Here is a 17,182-nt window from a genome sequence, read left to right as displayed (position 1 = left end):
AAGTATCCCGGGGAAATACTGCCCCGGGCCATTGATAGTCTTGGCGGGTGATCGATGTAAATGAGCTCCGCGACAACCCCGAGAAATTCCGCACCTCGCAGCGCGCCCGCCGCGGCGATGAAGCCCTGGTGGACGCGATCATCGCGGCTGACTCCCACCGTCGTGAAGTGGTGACCCATGCCGAGTCCCTGCGGGCTGACCAGAACGCGTTCGGCAAGCGGGTGGCTCAGGCCAAGGGTGAGCAGAAGCAGGAGCTGCTCGCCGAGGTCAAGGAACTAGCTGCGTCGGTGAAGGCTGCCGCGGCGCAGGCCGAGACGGCCAGGCAGGAACAGGACGCGCTCCTCCGCAGCCTGCCCAACGCCATCCAGGACGGCGTCCCAGCTGGCGGCGAAGATGACTTTGAGGTCATCAAGACGGTCGGCACCCCCCGCGATTTCGACGCTGACGGCTTCACCCCCAGGGATCACCTGGAGATCGGTGAACTGATCGGTGCGATCGACATGGAGCGCGGAGCCAAGGTCTCAGGTTCCCGTTTCTACTTCCTCAAGGGCGTCGGTGCCCGGCTGGAGCTCGCACTGCTCAACATGGCCATGGACCAGGCGGTCCAGGCCGGTTTTGTCCCGATGATCACCCCCACCCTGGTCAGGCCGGAGATCATGCAGGGGACCGGGTTCGACGTCGCACACGACGCCGAAATCTACCGGCTCGCCGAGGACGACCTCTACCTGGTGGGTACCTCCGAGGTGGCAATGGCCGGCTACCACTCCGACGAGATCATCGATCTCTCGGACGGTCCGGTCCGCTACGCCGGGTGGTCCTCCTGCTACCGGCGTGAAGCCGGCTCGCACGGCAAGGACACTCGCGGCATCATCCGGGTGCACCAGTTCAACAAGGTCGAAATGTTCGCGTACACCACCGAGGAGGAGTCCTACGCCGAGCACGCACGGATGCTCGCCTGGGAGGAGGAAATGCTCGCCAAGGTGGAACTGCCCTACCGGGTCATCGACACCGCCGCGGGCGACCTCGGCATGTCAGCTGCCCGCAAGTTCGACTGTGAGGCATGGGTCCCCACCCAGGGCGCCTACCGCGAGCTGACCTCTACCTCCAACTGCACCACCTTCCAGGCCCGCCGCCTGAACATCAGGGAACGGCTCCCCGAGGGCAACAAGGGCACCCGGGCGGTTGCAACACTGAACGGCACGCTCGCCACCACCCGCTGGATCGTCGCCATCCTCGAGCATCACCAGAACGCCGACGGTTCCGTAACCGTGCCGCAGGCACTCAGGCCCTACCTGGGCGGGCTCGAAGTCCTCCCGGTACTCGGCGCCTCCTGACCCGCCTACCTCGCGGCCCGGCGAATCTGGTTCACTTGAGTAATGAAGGAATTCAGTACTGCCGGCACCGAGGACCGGCAGCCCCAGCGTAAACTCATCGCCCTGGACATCGACGGGACGCTCGTCGACCACGACGGCCACATGTCCGACGAGGTGCGTGACGCCGCACGCGCCGTCGTCGGCGCCGGGCACGAGGTCATCATTGCGACAGGCCGCTCACTGGGTGCCGCGCTGCCGATCATCGAGCAGCTCGGGATTGAGCGCGGCTACAGTGTGTGCTCGAACGGCGGAGTGACGCTGCGTGTCGACTCCGGGACTGCCCAGGGGTTTGAGATCGTCGACCGGGTCACCTTCGATCCCCGGCCCGCGCTCGTCGCACTCCGCGAACGGCTGCCGACAGCCAAGTATGCGCTTGAGGACGACGACGGCAACTTCCTCGCCACCGAACCGTTCCAGGATGCCAGCTTCGGCGCCGAAACCCGCACCGTCGATTTCGAGGACATGCTCGACGCCGCCGCCGTCAGGGTGGTCGTCTTCAGCACTGACAGCACCGCCGAGCAGTTCGGTGAGGCGGTCGAGGCCATCGGCCTTCACGGTGTCACCTACTCGGTGGGATGGACGGCCTGGCTCGACATCGCCGCCGCCGGTGTCACCAAGGCCAGCGCCCTTGAGCTGTTGCGACGCCGGCTGGACATCGCCCCCTCGCACACCGTGGCGATCGGGGATGGACGCAATGACATTGAAATGCTCGTCTGGGCGGCGCGGTCCGTGGCGATGGGCCAGTCGCCTGATGAGGTACTGGCCGCGGCCACCGAGGTGACGGCGAGCGTGTACGACGACGGCGCCGCCAAGGTACTGCGCACCCTCCTCTAGGCACGCCCGGGCGTTGCCGGATGGACGGACCAATCAGCGGCTGGCGGCCGGCTCATACGGCAGGGACGCTGGCGGCAGCGCGGTCGGTCCGTAGGACAGATCGAGGAGCCTCGCGGCGGCAGGCCGGGTGGCCCACTCCTCCACCCAGTGCGACCGGACCACTGCCTTGCTAACTGCCTGCGTGGTGATGCCCAATTCAGCGGCGATCAGCTTCTGCTGCCCCCGGGCGCCGGGCGTCAACAGGTCAAGGACGTTCCATTCCGCGTCGGTCCGCGTGAACACGATCTGGCCCAGCAGGCGGAGCACTGCCTCAGCCTCCGCAGCAATGGTCGAGTCGGGGCCCTCGACGGCGAGCGGGATCCGCTCGCCGGTCTTCTGGGCCCTGGTCACGGCGCGCCGGGCGTAGACCAGCCCATACCCCTGCGCTTCAAGAATGTTTTCCGGGACCGGAGTGTGCAGCCCTCCGACGCCGATTCCCACGTGCCACCGGCGGTACCTCAGGGCAGTGAGGGCGACGTCGACCGCTGTCGCGGCGCTGTCCACCACACCCTGCAGCTCATCACCGGTGGAGCGCTGGAACGGCACCACTGTTTCGACGTTCCGTAGGCCACGCAGCAGGTCGCCGACGAGGTCTCCGACCTCGCGGGAGTCCCGCTGATTGATCGTTAAAACGTAGAGCATGGCTTCAGTATGCCTGAAGCCATGCTCTAGAACGCTCTAATCAACCGAAAAAAGTTGTTTTGATGGGGCCTAGCGGCCTTGTGGGTTTGCAGTGGCGTTCTCGACGTCGGCGTCAACGTCCCTACCCTGCGGCTCGTCCTCTTCGCGCTGTTCCCCGAGATCCTGGAACCGCTTCAGCGAGGCCTTCACTTCGGCTTCGGCTGCCGCGCGGTCGGCCCAGTCGGCTGCCTCAACCCATTTGCCTGGTTCCAGGTCCTTGTACCGCTCGAAGAAGTGCTTGATCTCATCGAGCAGGAACGGCGACACATCGGAGAGATCTTTGATGTGCTCAAAACGCGGGTCGTTGGGCACGCACAGCACCTTCGCGTCGCCGCCGCCGTCGTCGGTCATGTTGAACACGCCGATGGGACGGGCCTCGACCAGCACGCCGGGGATCAGGTCGAAGTCCTGCAGCATCACCATTGCGTCCAGCGGATCGCCGTCCTCGCCGAGGGTGTTCTCGAAGTAGCCGTAGTGGGTGGGGTACTGCATCGAGGTGAAGAGGACGCGGTCCAGGCGCAACCGGTGCGTTTCGTGGTCGATTTCGTACTTGACGCGTGATCCTTTGGGGATCTCGATGGTGACGTCGAGGTTCATGGCACTCTCCTGTGGAATCCTTTGGGCAGCGCGCGGCGGTAGGCCCCAGGGGCTGCCGCGTCGGTCTAGTCTTAAACATATAGGTTTGGGACGCATCCCGTAGCCCGAACCAATTCTTTGCTCTCGCCGATTGGGGACTTTCATGCTGCGTAGCGCGCGCATGATCACAGCAGCGCTGCTGGTTGCCGTGTTCGCGGTCCTCGCCGTGCCGCTGGGCTTCGCCGCAGTACCCACGGTTGTTCGCGCACTGGAGGCGCCCGAGCCCACACCCGTGCCCACCACCCCCGACATCCAGTTGCCACCCACTGAGCTGACCCCGCCAGCCGTCGTCGGTGCGCTTGAACCCGCGGCACCAGCACCGGAGCAAGATATTCTCACCGCAGCGCTGAACGCCGAGCTCATCCTCGAGGGCCCCGGCGAGATTTCGGCCATCGTGCTGGACGCCGACTCCGGGGAGAACCTCTTTGAGCGTGGCCCCGACAACCACCAGCTGCCAGCATCGAACCAGAAGCTGCTCACCGCTGCCGCCGCGATGAGCAAACTTGACCCGACTCGACGGCTCACCACCGCTGTGGTCGCTGGAGACCGACCGAGCGAGCTGGTGTTGGTGGCCGGCGGAGACGTTCTCCTCACCGCCGGAACGTCAAAGCCCGACGCGGTTGTCGGCCACGCAGGCTTGCAGACCCTCGCGGAGGAAACCCTCGCCGCACTCGACCCCGCCGACTCGCCGTTCACCGTCACGATCGACGACACCCTGTTCGTCGGGCCCACCCTCAATGCCGGCTGGCTGCCCGGTGACATTGCCGCCGGGGAGATCGCTCCGATCTACCCGCTGGCCATCAACTCCTCTTGGATCGACGAGACCGCCAGCGGAGGGCCTCGATCCCCGGATGCTGCCCTCGCCGCAGCGACCGCCTTCCGCGACGCCCTAGCGCTCGCCGGTGGCGACAGCGGGCTGGAGGTCGCCGTGGAGGTGACCCGGTCGCAGGCACCCGCGGAGGGCGGTGACCAGCTGGCGGCCGTTGATTCGGCAACCATCGCCGAGCAGGTGCAACACATGCTCCTGACCAGCGACAACTACCTCGCCGAAACCCTCGCCCGCCTGGCGGCACGCGCCAGCGGGCAACCCGCGTCCTTTGGCGGAGCCACCGAGACCATCGACCGGGTGCTGGGTCAGCTGGCCGTTCCCACCGAGTCACTGGTGGTCAGTGACGCGGCTGGCCTTTCACCCCGGAACGAAGTCTCCCCCGCCCAGCTCGCCGCAGTGGTGCGGGCCATGGTGGTCTCCGATGATCCCGCCCTCGCATCAGCACTGGCCGGACTGCCGGTCGCCGGGCTGTCGGGCACGCTCCAGGAGAGGTATGCAGACACCGCGACGGCGGCTGGAGCGGGACTGGTACGGGCCAAAACGGGGACCCTGAACGCTGTAACCGCGCTCAGCGGGTACGTGGTGACCGCCGAGGGGCGGCTGCTGGTGTTCTCGTTCATCGCCAGCGGACTGGATGGGAACACCGGTGAGGCGCGCGCGGTAATCGACCGGGCCGCAGCAGCCCTGGCAGCGTGCGGCTGCCGATAGCTGCCGCTTTCCTCACAGACTAGTGTGATCGAATGGACCCCATGGAGAGCAACCTTTCATCCACCGTCCGACACCCGGCCCCGCAGCTGATCAACTGGGACCTCGCGGCAGCCAGTGCTGCGAAGCTCACCCCCGCGGGACCGCAGGTGAGTGCCCGGGAGATCGAGGCAGTAGTCGCCGATCTGAGAGCGGCGGCAGACGCCTCGATTGGGTACGTACACCAGATCACCGGACTCGACGCGGCCAAGGACCTGGGCGACTCCGACCTGTTGATCGTTGACCGGGCGTCGTGGGCAAAGGCCAACACCCAAAGTTTCCAGGCTCTGATGGCGCCGGCCCTGGACCACCTGGCGCGGACCAGGAAGGACCAGCTCACCACCGCCAGCGCCGCGCTCGGTGGGACGGTCACGGGGGCCCAGTTCGGCGCGATCCTGGCGTTCCTCTCGTCCAAGGTGCTCGGCCAGTACGATCCCTTCGGACCCGCGAGGAACGGAACCGGCGGCCGCCTGATGCTGGTCGCCCCGAACATTCTTGCAATCGAGCGGGAGCTCAACGTCGACCCAGCCGATTTCCGCCTGTGGGTGTGCCTGCACGAGCAGACCCACCGGGTCCAGTTCGCCGCCGCGCCCTGGCTGAAGGACCACATGCTCGCGCACATCTCCGAGCTGACCGAGGGACTCCTCGACAAGGCGGACGGGCTTTCCGAGCGGTTGGCGAAGGCCGCGAAGGGGTTGACGGCCTCCGGCGGATCCTCCGATGCGGGGACCAGCCCAGCGAGAACCGGTGAGCACGACAACGGGATTCTGTCGTTGCTCCAGGACCCGCAGGACAAGGCGAGAATGTCCCACCTCACGGCGGTCATGAGCCTGCTCGAGGGTCACGCGAACGTGGTGATGGACGCCGTTGACGCCAGTATCGTGCCCAGCGTCAAGACCATCCGCCGCCGGTTCAATGCCCGGGGGAAGTCCCGCGGGCCTCTGGAGAAATTCCTGCGGCGGCTGCTGGGGCTTGACGCCAAAATGCGTCAATACAGCGATGGTGCGCGGTTTGTACGCCGGGTCGTTGACAGGGTGGGGATGGAAGGGTTCAACAGCGTCTGGGCCAGTGCCGATCACCTTCCCACCGAGGAGGAGATCCACGCCCCCGACAAGTGGATTCACCGGATGGGGCTGCGCGACAGTGATTAGGCGGCCCCGGCTCAGCCCGGTGGTGGCCAATGCGCGCAACCTGGTCAGGCGTGCGCTGGAGTCCAGCAACACGCCCCCGGGATCGCTTCTGCTCGTGGCCTGCAGCGGCGGCCCCGACTCGTTGGCGCTCGCGTCGGTCGCCGTGCACCTCGCGAAATCCGGGGAATACCGGGTGGGGGCGGTGGTGGTGGATCACGGACTCCACCCGGACAGCGCCGACGTCGCCGTCGAGGCCGCGCGGAAGCTTACCCTTCTGGGACTGGACCCGGTCAGCGTGCGCGCCGTCACTGTCAATCAGCAGGGGATGGGCCCCGAGGCCGCGGCCCGGACGGCCCGGTTTCAGGCACTCGACGCGGCCGCAGAAGAGGCCGGTGCCGCAGCTGTGCTCCTCGGCCACACCCTCGACGATCAGGCGGAACAGGTACTGCTGGGCCTCGCCCGTGGTTCAGGTACCCGATCCCTCGCCGGTATGCCCGCCCAGCGGGGCATCTACCTCCGCCCCTTCCTGGGCCTCCTGAGAGAGGAAACGGTCGAGATCTGCCGGTTCGAGGGGCTCGACCCGTGGCAGGATCCGACCAACTCCGATCCGTCCTTCGCCCGCTCGCGGGTCAGGACCCAGGTGCTGCCCTACCTCGAAGACCAGTTGGGCCCGGGCGTGGCACGTGCGCTGTACAGGACGTCCCGGATCCTGGCCCAGGACGCCGACTACCTGGACGGGTTGAGCCTGGAACGCTTCGAGCAACTCCAGGTGAGGGACGGTGACGACATCCTGCTGTCGGAGGACGCGCTGCGGTCCCTTCCTGCATCCCTGAGGCAACGGGTCCTCGCCCTCGCCGCGGTCCGGCTGGGCGGTGAACAACCCAGTTTCGAGCGGATCCGGGCTGCGGAGACACTACTTGAGCGACGCGGCTCCGCGGGTCCGGTGCAACTGGGTGGTTTTGTGAGCGTGCACCGTCAGGTGCGCGGGAAATCTGTTCCCCAAGGGGACCCAAGCTATGGCAGTCTTGTCTTTAGAAACAACCGCGCGCTTTCCTAAGTCGCAGGCGCCGCCCAATCCAAAACCTTCAGGAGCAATTGGTGGATTCACAGGACGTCCAGGACGACCTTAAGCATGTTCTCTACACGAAAGAGGAAATCCAGCAGCGCGTTGCCGAGTTGGCGGCCCAGATCGACAAGGACTATGCCGGCCGTGACCTTCTGATCGTCGGGGTCCTGAAGGGCGCCGTCATGGTGATGGCGGACCTGGCGCGGGCGCTGCACTCCCACGTAACGATGGATTGGATGGCGGTGTCCTCCTATGGTTCGGGCACGCAATCCTCAGGCGTCGTCCGCATCCTCAAGGACCTTGAGACGGACCTCATGGGCAAGCACGTGCTGATCGTGGAAGACATCATCGACTCCGGTCTGACCCTCTCCTGGTTGAAATCCAACCTCCAGTCGCGTGGCCCGGCCTCAGTGGAAATCTGCACTCTGCTGCGGAAACCTGAGGCAGCGAAGGTCAGCATTGACGTGAAATACGTTGGCTACAACATTCCGAACGAGTTCGTGGTCGGTTACGGCCTCGACTTCGCCGAAAAGTACCGCAACCTTGACTTCATCGGCACCCTCGCCCCGCACGTCTACGAGTAAGCCCACCCGCCGGACGGTTCGGTTCGCCGTTAATCTGTCCGCCCATAGGGAACTTATGGGTGATTTGGTGCGTGGTTGAGTGCAGACAGTGTAAAGCTTTGTCTAGCTTTTGTTGCGCCGTCCGCGTGACACCGCAGTGACTGAGCACGGCAGTATTCGAGCACCGCAGTATTTGCTTGTTAGCAGGAGGGACAGGGTCTTGCAGCCCTGAGACGAATGAAATTTAAGAACCTTTTCAAGGGGCCCATCTTTTGGATCGTGCTCGCCGTCGTGGCGTTGCTGATCATTCTGCCCAACCTGTTCAGCACCAGCAGTTCACGGGTGGATACCAACGTGGGCCTCGACCTCCTGAATGACAACCAGGTGGAACAGGCGAAGATTTACGACGGCGACCAGCGGGTCGACCTCACCCTGCGCGAGGACTACGAGGACATGGGCCGGAGCGTCCAGTTCTTCTTCAGCACTGCCCGGGCCGAAGACGTGGTCGCGGCCATCAACGCCTCCGACGTTGACGGCTTCACCGACCAGCCCGCCGAAAGCAACTGGTTCACCAGCTTCCTCGGCCTGATGCTGCCGTTGCTGATCATCGGTGCCATTTTCTGGTTCCTGCTTTCCCGGATGCAGGGTGGCGGGTCAAAGGTGATGCAGTTCGGCAAGTCCAAGGCGAAACTCGTGTCCAAAGACATGCCGCAGGTCACCTTCAACGACGTCGCCGGCGCCGATGAAGCGGTCGAGGAACTGCACGAGATCAAGGAATTCCTGCAAGAACCCGCAAAATTCCAGGCGCTCGGCGCGAAGATCCCGAAGGGCGTCCTCCTGTACGGCCCACCGGGAACCGGTAAAACCCTCCTGGCCCGGGCCGTGGCCGGCGAGGCAGGAGTGCCGTTCTACTCCATCTCCGGTTCCGACTTCGTCGAAATGTTTGTCGGGGTGGGTGCTTCCCGCGTCCGAGACCTGTTTGAACAGGCCAAAGCCAACTCCCCGGCGATCATCTTCGTCGACGAGATCGACGCCGTGGGCCGCCATCGTGGCGCAGGCGTCGGCGGCGGCAACGACGAACGCGAGCAGACACTGAACCAGCTCCTCGTCGAAATGGACGGCTTCGACGCCACCTCGAATGTGATCCTGATTGCCGCCACCAACCGGCCCGACGTCCTGGACCCGGCGCTGTTGCGTCCCGGCAGGTTCGACCGGCAGATCGGCGTCGAGGCACCGGACATGCTGGGCCGCGAGCACATCCTGACGGTGCACTCCAAGGGCAAGCCGATGGCGCCCGGAGTGGACCTGAGGTCCGTCGCCAAGAAGACCCCCGGGTTCACGGGCGCCGACCTGGCGAACGTTCTCAACGAGGCCGCCCTCTTGACCGCACGCTCCAACGCGCAGCTGATCGATGACCGGGCCCTTGACGAGTCGATTGACCGGGTCATCGCGGGTCCGCAAAAGCGCAGCCGGGTGATGAAGGAACTGGAACGCAAAATCACCGCCTATCACGAGGGCGGACACGCACTGGTAGCCGCTGCCCTACGTAATACGTCGCCCGTCACCAAGGTGACCATCCTGCCGCGTGGACGGGCACTGGGTTACACCATGGTGTTGCCCAGCGACGACAAGTACTCGGTGACCCGCAACGAACTGCTGGACCAGTTGGCGTACGCGATGGGTGGACGGGTTGCAGAGGAGATCGTATTCCACGACCCGTCGACCGGGGCGTCGAACGACATCGAGAAGGCCACCTCCACCGCCCGGAAGATGGTGACCGAGTACGGAATGAGCGAGCGGATCGGCTCGGTGAAGTTGGGCCAGGGCGGAGGCGAGCCTTTCCTCGGCAGGGACATGGGCCATGAACGGAACTACTCGGACCACATCGCCTACATCGTCGACGAGGAGATTCGCCGCCTGATCGACAACGCCCATGACGAGGCCTACGAGATCCTGACCGAGAACAGGGACGTGCTGGACCGGGTCGCGCTGGAGTTGCTGGAACGGGAGACCCTCAACCAGGCGGAGATCGCCGAGGTCTTCACCGAGATCCGCAAGCGGGATATTCGCGACGTGTGGCTGTCCAAGGATTCCCGCCCAGTGCATGCGCTGCCTCCCGTCGTGTCGAAGAAGGAGCGCCAGGAAGCAAGCGAAGCCGGTGAACCAGCCCCTGAGACGGTGGCACCGCAGGACCAGATCGCCGATGCCCGACTTGTTGGCGACTTCGACGTCCACGGATCCGAGTTGCCAACACCTGAGACCGGCGACGCGTCGACCGGTGGGACGGACGCCGACGGACCTCGCCCCTAACGGGCGGTCCTATGGCACCGCGTAGGATTACTTCAGTGACAGATTTTGACGATGAAGTGTTCTCCGCGGCACTCGCAGCGGCTGGCTCGCCGGTGGACCAACCGAGAATCCAGCGGGCGGTGCGCGAGATCCTCGCCGCCATCGGCGAAGACCCCGACCGCGACGGCCTGGTGGAAACCCCGAAGCGGGTGGCGAAAGCCTATGCGGAGTTCTTCGCCGGGCTGCACCAGGATCCGGCAGAGGTCCTTTCCACCACTTTCGAGATCGACCATGAGGAACTGGTCCTGGTCAAGGACATCCCGTTCTATTCGACCTGCGAACACCACCTCGTGCCCTTCCACGGGTCAGCCCACATAGGGTATATCCCCTCGGCTGAGGGCAGGGTCACTGGGCTGAGCAAGCTCGCTCGTCTGGTGGAGGTGTTCGCCCGGCGCCCCCAGGTGCAGGAGCGGCTCACCACGCAGATTGTCGAGGCCCTCATGACGCACCTGCAACCGAAGGGTGCGATTGTGGTGGTGGAGTGCGAACACATGTGCATGTCCATGCGTGGCGTGCGTAAACCCGGCGCCAAGACCGTCACGTCAGCAGTCCGCGGCCAGGTGCGGGACCCCGCCACCCGCGCCGAAGCCATGAGCCTGATACTCGGAAGATAGGACCACACACCGATGGATTCACTTGCAGCGGCACCGGGAACCGGGCCCGCCACCTCTCCCCTCCCCGTCCTGCGGGTCGCGAAGGTAGCGAAAACCTTCGACGACCTCCCCTCCGACCGCTCCCTGGTGATGGGGGTCCTGAACGTCACCCCCGACTCCTTCAGCGATGGCGGCCGTTTCGCCAGCACCGACGACGCCATCGCCGAGGGCCTCCGGATGCACTACGCGGGCGCCGACATCATCGACGTGGGCGGCGAATCAACCCGGCCCAACGCCGATCAGACGAGCCCCGACGAGGAGCAACAGCGCATCTTGCCGGTGGTCGCAGCACTGGTGAAGGCGGGAGCACTCATCAGCGTGGACACCATGCACGCCTCGACCGCAGCCAAGGCGCTGGACGCCGGGGCCGCCCTGGTCAACGACGTGTCAGGGCTGGACTATGACCCGGCCATGCCCGCTCTGATCGCTGAACGCAACGTCCCCTACGTGCTGCTGCACCGCCGGGGCACCGCCGCGACCATGGGCTCACTCGCCCAGTATGGGGAGGTGGTGGACGAGGTCATCGCCGAACTGATGAAGGTCCGGGATGCCTTCGTGGAGGCGGGAGTCGATCCCGGACTGATTATCCTCGACCCCGGCCTGGGCTTCGCCAAGAACGAGGATCACAACTGGGCGATCCTGCGCGCCGTCGACCGGTTCACCGCGCTGGGCCACCGGGTCCTGATCGGGGCGTCACGCAAACGCTTCCTCGGCACCCTGCTCACCTCAGCAGGGAAAGCCGCAGCCCCCCAGGAACGCGACTCGGCGACCGTTGCCGTCTCGGCCCTCGCGGCAGCCGCCGGTGCGTGGGGGGTCCGCGTGCACGACGTCGGCCCCAACCTGGATGCCGTCAAGGTTTCCGCAGCGTGGACCGACTAGGCGAGGTCCCCATGACAACGGTCCAGCAGGACACCATCACGATCACCGGCATCACCGCTGTCGGTTTCCATGGCGTCTTCGATTCCGAGCGACGGGAGGGCCAGCCCTTCGTCGTCGACGTCGTCCTGCACCTGGACCTCCGTTCAGCCGGAACGACCGACAATCTGGAAGCCACCGCCCATTACGGAGACGTGGCCGAGCAGGTGGTCGCCGCGATTACCAGTGAACCGTTGAACCTCATCGAAGCGCTGGCTGAGAGAATCGCAGCGGGCCTGCTCGCCGGATTCCCGGCCGAAACGGTCCAGGTAACTGTTCACAAGCCCCAGGCACCCATCCCGGTCACCTTCGGGGATGTCTCAGTCTCGATTGTCCGCACACGGATCGGTCAGGGATCGTTGTGACCGGCAGGGTGCGGTCGGTACTGGCACTGGGGAGCAACCTCGGCGACAGCCACGGCACCCTGTCCCTCGCCGTCGCGGACCTGGTGGACAACCCGCGGGTCAGGTTGCGTGAAGTCTCACCGGTGGTCCGGTCCACCGCGGTTGGCGGGCCGGAGCAGCCCGACTACCTCAACATGGTGATCGAGGTGGAAACCGACCTCAGCCCCTACGAGTTTCTTGCCCACTGCCAGGCCGTCGAGAACCTACACCACCGGACCAGGGACGTCCGGTGGGGCCCACGGACGCTCGACGTGGACATCATCACGTACGGCGACCAGACTTCCGACGACGAGGTCCTCACCCTTCCTCACCCCCGGGCGGCCGAGCGTGCCTTCGTCCTGCAACCGTGGGCCTGGATGGACTCCACTGCGAGGCTTGGAGGACGCCTGGTAACCGAACTGGTTGGCAGTACCGCCGACCTCGCAGGAATCCGACCCTACGAGGGGGCCGATACGCCGTGGGCACCGTAAAGTTCAGCTGGCTGGCTGGCTTCGGTGTGGTCGCGGCCATCGCCGGGTGGCTGGTCAACTGGTGGGCCAACCGCAATGGTTTCCCGGCACCGACACTGCACCTGAGTTCACTGCTGACGGTCGCGGCTATCCTCACCGTGACCCTGATCTTCGGGTTCCGGGTGCTGCGCTGGCGCAACGGCCGCCGCGACCGCGCCCTCAACCCCATCCTCGCCGCCCGCACAGTCGTTCTCGCGCAGGCGACCGCCTACGCGGGAGCGCTGAACACGGGGTGGCACCTGGGCATCCTGGTGGACCAACTGTCACTGGTGGCGGTGCGCGGCGTCACCGGGTCGCTGTGGGGGACCATCGTGCTGGCTGTGAGCGGTATCGTGATGATCGTTGTCGGTCTGGTGGTGCAGGGATTCTGCCGGCTACCGCCCGATGACGGAGCGGACGGTCTCGACCGTAACGGTAGCCGGAACGACGAGGGGGAGTATGCGTAAGGAACCAATTGACCCGGATGGGCTCGTCTGGAAGCGGGTCTCGCCGAAGTACCTGACCGTCCGGTTGCTCGGCTGGGTGGTTGGCACGGTCATCAACCTCGCAATCTTCAGCATCCCCCTGATCCTGGTCCTCACCGACGTCTGGTGGGGTTTCCCGCCACTGTGGGTTGCCTGGGCACTGCCGATCATTACCCTGGTGATTTGTGTGTGGCGCGGAATCCTCATTCCCCGACAGGTCCGCGCGATCGGCTACGCGGAACGCAACGAGGATCTTCTGATCCGCACCGGTGTCTTCTACCAGCGCACCATGGTGGTGCCCTACGGCCGGATGCAGTACGTCGACGTCGCGGTGGGTCCGATCGACCGGGCCTTCGGTCTGTGCAGCCTGAAGCTGCACACCGCTTCCCCCGGCACCAACGCCTCCATCCCGGGACTGCCGGGCGACGAGGGTGCACGCCTCAGGGAGCAACTGTCTGCCCGCGGTGAGGCGAAGCTGGCCGGACTGTGACCACCCACGATCAGGCGCCACCGGACGGCCCCGTCGCCCCGGACCCCACCCTCCTGGCAACGTCAGAGGACCAATGGAGCCGCGTTCACGTTATTTCCCCACTGGTCCGCGGGTGGATTGCCCTGCTGGCCATCGCGTTCTTCGCCGGGCGGGACCTCTTTGAAGGCGTCCTGATCGGTGAAGAGTCACCCGGCCTGTCCGACGGCGGGGTCCGGCTCCCCTGGACGATCGCCATCATCGCCGGCGTGGTGGTGCTGGTGGCAGTGGGCTTCATGCTGTCCTGGTACTTCACCCGATACCAGGTGACCGAACACCATGTGAGGGTCAATTCGGGGGTGCTGTTCCGCCAGAACCGGCAGGCGCGGCTGGACAGGGTGCAGGCGATCGACGTCGTCCAGCCGTTCCTCGCGAGGGTCTTCGGACTGGCAGAACTGAAGTTCGAAGTGGCCGACGCCGGAGAGTCCGCGGTCAAACTGGCCTTCCTGAAACTCAGTGACGCCCAACGTCTTCGTGCAACCATCCTGGCCCGTGCGGCGGGGGTCAGCATCGACCCCGAAAATCCGGAGGACATCCAGGAGGCGCCGGAGCGGGAAGTGCTGGCGCTCCAGCCGGGCAGAGTAATCGCCTCAACCCTGCTTTCCGGGACAACCATTTTCCTCATCTTCGGTGTGGCGGCCGTGGTGGTGTTCGCCGTCACCCTCGACGCGGCGGCCCCGCTAGCTGTCATCATCCCCCTGGCCCTCGGTGTTGCGGGTGGCTACTGGAGCAGCATCAAGAACGGGTTCAACTTCCGGGCGGCCATCTCCCCGGACGGCATCCGGGTCCGCTACGGCCTGCTCGATACCCGGACCCAGACCGTCCCGCCCGGGCGGATTCAGGCCGTGGGAATCAGCCAGTCACCCCTCTGGCGTACCAAGGGCTGGTATCGGATGACCGTCAATGTGGCGGGGTACGGTATTGCCGCCACGGGTGACGCCCAGGCACGGGCCACGCTGCTCCCGGTTGGAACCCGCGAGGACGTCCTGCAACTCCTTGCCCTGGTGCTCCCAAATCCTGGCACCAGCGAGCCGATCGAGGTGTTCACCGCCGGGATGGAAGGCAGGGACAGCATCGCCGGATTCCTGACCACCCCGCGGCGGGCCCGATGGATCGGGCCATTCGAGTGGCGGCGCAACGGATTCGCCGTCACCGATACGGCGCTCTTGATCCGCTCCGGGTTCTTCTGGCGAAAACTCGCTGTGGTGCCGCACGAACGCACCCAGTCCCTGGCCCTGCATCAGGGTCCGGTGTACCGGCGTTTCGGGGTTGCCGACCTCCTGCTCCACACCACGCCCGGTCCGGTCAGCCCACGGATCCAGCAGGTTGATCAGCACACTGCCTGGCGGCTCTTCCACGAACAGGGCGTCCGGGCCGCCGAGGCCCGCCGACGGAGCGCGCCCGAGCAATGGATGAGGCCCGTGGAGGTGGCTGCGGCAACGCTCATGCCACCCGTGCCGACATATTCGGACCGCGACTCCCGGGAAGCCCCTGATAATCACCGCGGGGAAGCTCACGAACCCCACCCGACAGAAGCTCACGATCCTCACCCGGAGGAAGCTCAACGAGCTCCGACGGACCACCTAGGAGACACCCCTGATGGCGAACGATAGTGGCAGCCGACGCCCAGGCCGGCTCGGAGTCGGCATCGTCGGTGCCGGCAAGGTGGGGGCGGTCCTCGGGGCCGCGCTCCGCGCCGCCGAACACGCAGTGATCGGCGTCTCCGCCGTCTCCGAGGCAAGCCTGGAACGCGCAGAGATGCTGTTGCCCGGCGTGCCCGTGCTGTCCATCCCAGAAATCGTTGAACGATCCGAGCTGGTACTGATCGCCGTGCCCGACGACGCCTTGCCCGACCTGGTGGACGGCCTCGCCAAGCTGGGGGCGTGGCAGCCGGGGCAGCTCGTCGCCCACACCTCCGGTCGGTTCGGTATCTCGGTACTTGAGCCAGCAAGCCGGTTGGGTGCCATCCCGCTTGCCCTGCATCCCGCCATGACCTTCACCGGTATGAGTCTCGATCTTGCGCGACTCCCCGACTGCAGTTTCGGCATTTCGGCGCCGTCAGCGGTGCTTCCCGTTGCGCAGGCGCTGGTGGTGGAGATGGGCGCCGAACCAGTGGTGATCGACGAGGCCCACCGGCCGCTCTATCACGCGGCGTTGGCGCACGCCTCGAACCACCTGGTCACGATCACCGCCCAATCGACGCAGCTCCTCACCGACATCGGGGTCGAGCAGCCCCACCGGATGCTTGGTCCCCTCATGAGAGCGTCTCTGGAAAATGCGCTGTCTGCGGGGGAGGGTGCCCTCACCGGACCGGTGGCCCGGGGAGACACTGGAACAGTTGAAGCCCACCTCTCAGCGCTTGGAAACCAGCCGGCGGCCGACATCCGGGCCGCCTACCGCTCGCTGGCCATTGCCACGGCGCAACGCGCCGTCGACCGCGGGCTTCTCAGCCAGGCACAGGGAAGCGCCATCTCCCGGACGCTCGCCCAGGGCCAGGAGGAACCTGATGCGTGAAACGGTAATGCCCCGGGTGGTGAAGACCTCCGCTGACCTGAGGTTGGCCACCGCCGAGCTTCTCCTCGGGCACCCGGTGACCAACGAGGCCGGCGGACGGCGAAGCCTCGGGTTCGTCCCCACGATGGGCGCACTCCACGAGGGCCACGCGGCGCTGGCGCGGGCTGCCCGGCGGGACAACGAGGTGGTGGTCGCCTCGATCTTCGTGAACCCACTGCAGTTTGGCGAGCCGTCAGACCTTCAGCGCTACCCGCGGCAACTGGACCCGGACCTTGAGCTGCTGGCCGGCTGCGGTGTCGACCTGGTGTTCGCTCCCTCCGAGGAGGAGATGTACCCGGCCGGCCCCCCACTCGTCACGGTGAGCTCCGGAGAGCTGGGGCAAAAGTTCGAGGGAGCAGCCCGACCGGGACACTTCGATGGAATGCTCACGGTGGTCGCGAAGTTATTGCACCGTGTCGCCCCTGGAGTCGAGGCAGGCTACCGATGCTACTTCGGCCAGAAGGACGCTCAGCAGCTGGCACTCATCCGACGGATGGTCAACGACCTGGATTACCCCGCCGAGATCATTGCGGTCCCCACTGTCAGGACCTCCGCCGGATTGGCCCTTTCCAGCCGGAACCGGTTCCTGGAAGCGGATGAGGAAGACGCCGCCCTGGTGTTGTCCCGCGCCCTGAAACTCCTCGTCGACAGGGCAGCTCGCAACGAGCCGTTGGATGTCGACTCGGCCGTGGCGTTGGTCACTAGCCAGCCAAAGGTCAGCCTGGACTATTTTGAGGTAGTCGACCCAGCGACTCTTGAACCGCTGGCATTCAACTGCAGGGATACGCCCTTCACCGGGGAGGCGCTTGCCCTGATCGCAGCCAGGGTTGGTTCGGTACGGCTGATCGACAACGCCCCCCTGGGGCAGTAAGCACTGTCGCCGGGCGCCCACCAAATGCGTGCGGCGGAACCTA

Annotated in this window: 18 protein-coding genes; 16 read left to right on the top strand and 2 right to left on the bottom strand. The window is 65.7% G+C overall.

Annotated elements, in window-relative coordinates; all coding sequences use genetic code 11:
- Positions 1-47: 47 nt before the first annotated feature.
- Together serS and HMI58_RS01205 are read left to right on the top strand one after the other, a co-directional pair.
- Positions 48-1,334 carry a serine--tRNA ligase gene (gene serS, locus HMI58_RS01210; RefSeq protein WP_171584953.1) on the top strand — a complete coding sequence of 429 codons (1,287 nt, stop codon included), beginning with the start codon at positions 48-50 and terminating at the stop codon, positions 1,332-1,334.
- 42 nt (positions 1,335-1,376) lie between these two features.
- Positions 1,377-2,207, top strand: a complete 831-nt coding sequence (locus HMI58_RS01205) for an HAD family hydrolase (RefSeq protein WP_171617868.1) — start codon at positions 1,377-1,379, stop codon at positions 2,205-2,207.
- Between the two features lie 33 nt (positions 2,208-2,240).
- Here the strand turns inward: HMI58_RS01205 and HMI58_RS01200 are convergent, their stop codons facing one another.
- Positions 2,241-2,888 (bottom strand): hypothetical protein, encoded by a 648-nt coding sequence (locus HMI58_RS01200; protein WP_171617867.1) that lies wholly within the window; start codon positions 2,886-2,888, stop codon positions 2,241-2,243.
- Between the two features lie 69 nt (positions 2,889-2,957).
- A complete protein-coding gene (locus HMI58_RS01195) occupies positions 2,958-3,524 on the bottom strand; it encodes an inorganic diphosphatase (RefSeq protein WP_171584956.1) in 567 nt (188 codons plus the stop codon).
- Between the two features lie 160 nt (positions 3,525-3,684).
- Between HMI58_RS01195 and dacB the strand changes: the two genes are divergently transcribed.
- The 14 genes from dacB (at position 3,685) to panC (ending at position 17,139) form a co-directional block, all read left to right on the top strand.
- Positions 3,685-5,100: a D-alanyl-D-alanine carboxypeptidase/D-alanyl-D-alanine-endopeptidase gene (gene dacB, locus HMI58_RS01190; RefSeq protein WP_171617866.1), complete on the top strand. Its 1,416-nt coding sequence runs from the start codon at positions 3,685-3,687 to the stop codon at positions 5,098-5,100.
- Between the two features lie 41 nt (positions 5,101-5,141).
- Complete coding sequence (locus tag HMI58_RS01185) at positions 5,142-6,287, top strand: zinc-dependent metalloprotease (RefSeq protein WP_171617997.1); 1,146 nt, start codon at positions 5,142-5,144, stop codon at positions 6,285-6,287.
- The gene (gene tilS, locus HMI58_RS01180) at positions 6,280-7,323 is read left to right on the top strand and encodes a tRNA lysidine(34) synthetase TilS (protein ID WP_318779106.1); all 1,044 of its coding nucleotides are present in this window, start codon (positions 6,280-6,282) and stop codon (positions 7,321-7,323) included. Before HMI58_RS01185 ends, tilS begins: the two co-directional genes overlap by 8 nt.
- Before the next feature lie 41 nt (positions 7,324-7,364).
- Positions 7,365-7,916, top strand: coding sequence for a hypoxanthine phosphoribosyltransferase (gene hpt, locus HMI58_RS01175; RefSeq protein WP_171584959.1), 552 nt, complete (start codon positions 7,365-7,367; stop codon positions 7,914-7,916).
- Between the two features lie 216 nt (positions 7,917-8,132).
- Positions 8,133-10,205: an ATP-dependent zinc metalloprotease FtsH gene (gene ftsH, locus HMI58_RS01170; protein WP_171584960.1), complete on the top strand. Its 2,073-nt coding sequence runs from the start codon at positions 8,133-8,135 to the stop codon at positions 10,203-10,205.
- A 35-nt stretch (positions 10,206-10,240) separates the two neighbouring features.
- Positions 10,241-10,858 carry a GTP cyclohydrolase I FolE gene (folE, locus tag HMI58_RS01165; protein WP_171584961.1) on the top strand — a complete coding sequence of 206 codons (618 nt, stop codon included), beginning with the start codon at positions 10,241-10,243 and terminating at the stop codon, positions 10,856-10,858.
- Positions 10,859-10,870: 12 nt separating this feature from the next.
- Positions 10,871-11,776 carry a dihydropteroate synthase gene (gene folP, locus HMI58_RS01160; protein WP_171584962.1) on the top strand — a complete coding sequence of 302 codons (906 nt, stop codon included), beginning with the start codon at positions 10,871-10,873 and terminating at the stop codon, positions 11,774-11,776.
- A gap of 11 nt (positions 11,777-11,787) precedes the next feature.
- Entirely contained in the window at positions 11,788-12,177 is a 390-nt protein-coding gene (gene folB, locus HMI58_RS01155; RefSeq protein ID WP_171584963.1) for a dihydroneopterin aldolase, read from the top strand.
- Positions 12,174-12,686, top strand: coding sequence for a 2-amino-4-hydroxy-6-hydroxymethyldihydropteridine diphosphokinase (folK, locus tag HMI58_RS01150; RefSeq protein WP_171617865.1), 513 nt, complete (start codon positions 12,174-12,176; stop codon positions 12,684-12,686). Before folB ends, folK begins: the two co-directional genes overlap by 4 nt.
- Complete coding sequence (locus HMI58_RS01145; RefSeq protein WP_171584965.1) at positions 12,674-13,171, top strand: DUF3180 domain-containing protein; 498 nt, start codon at positions 12,674-12,676, stop codon at positions 13,169-13,171. The genes folK and HMI58_RS01145 overlap by 13 nt, the downstream gene beginning before the upstream one ends.
- Positions 13,164-13,679, top strand: a complete 516-nt coding sequence (locus tag HMI58_RS01140; RefSeq protein ID WP_171617864.1) for a PH domain-containing protein — start codon at positions 13,164-13,166, stop codon at positions 13,677-13,679. Before HMI58_RS01145 ends, HMI58_RS01140 begins: the two co-directional genes overlap by 8 nt.
- Positions 13,676-15,328: a PH domain-containing protein gene (locus HMI58_RS01135; protein ID WP_171617863.1), complete on the top strand. Its 1,653-nt coding sequence runs from the start codon at positions 13,676-13,678 to the stop codon at positions 15,326-15,328. Before HMI58_RS01140 ends, HMI58_RS01135 begins: the two co-directional genes overlap by 4 nt.
- Positions 15,315-16,229, top strand: coding sequence for a DUF2520 domain-containing protein (locus tag HMI58_RS01130; protein ID WP_171617862.1), 915 nt, complete (start codon positions 15,315-15,317; stop codon positions 16,227-16,229). The genes HMI58_RS01135 and HMI58_RS01130 overlap by 14 nt, the downstream gene beginning before the upstream one ends.
- Entirely contained in the window at positions 16,222-17,139 is a 918-nt protein-coding gene (panC, locus tag HMI58_RS01125) for a pantoate--beta-alanine ligase (RefSeq protein ID WP_225667816.1), read from the top strand. Before HMI58_RS01130 ends, panC begins: the two co-directional genes overlap by 8 nt.
- The last annotated feature ends 43 nt before the right edge of the window (positions 17,140-17,182 follow it).

Source organism: Arthrobacter sp. 147(2020) (assembly GCF_013116715.1).
In the GTDB taxonomy this organism is placed as follows: domain Bacteria; phylum Actinomycetota; class Actinomycetes; order Actinomycetales; family Micrococcaceae; genus Arthrobacter_D.
The sequence above is the reverse complement of the archived record's forward strand: the minus strand, read 5'-3'. Positions and strand labels throughout refer to the sequence as shown.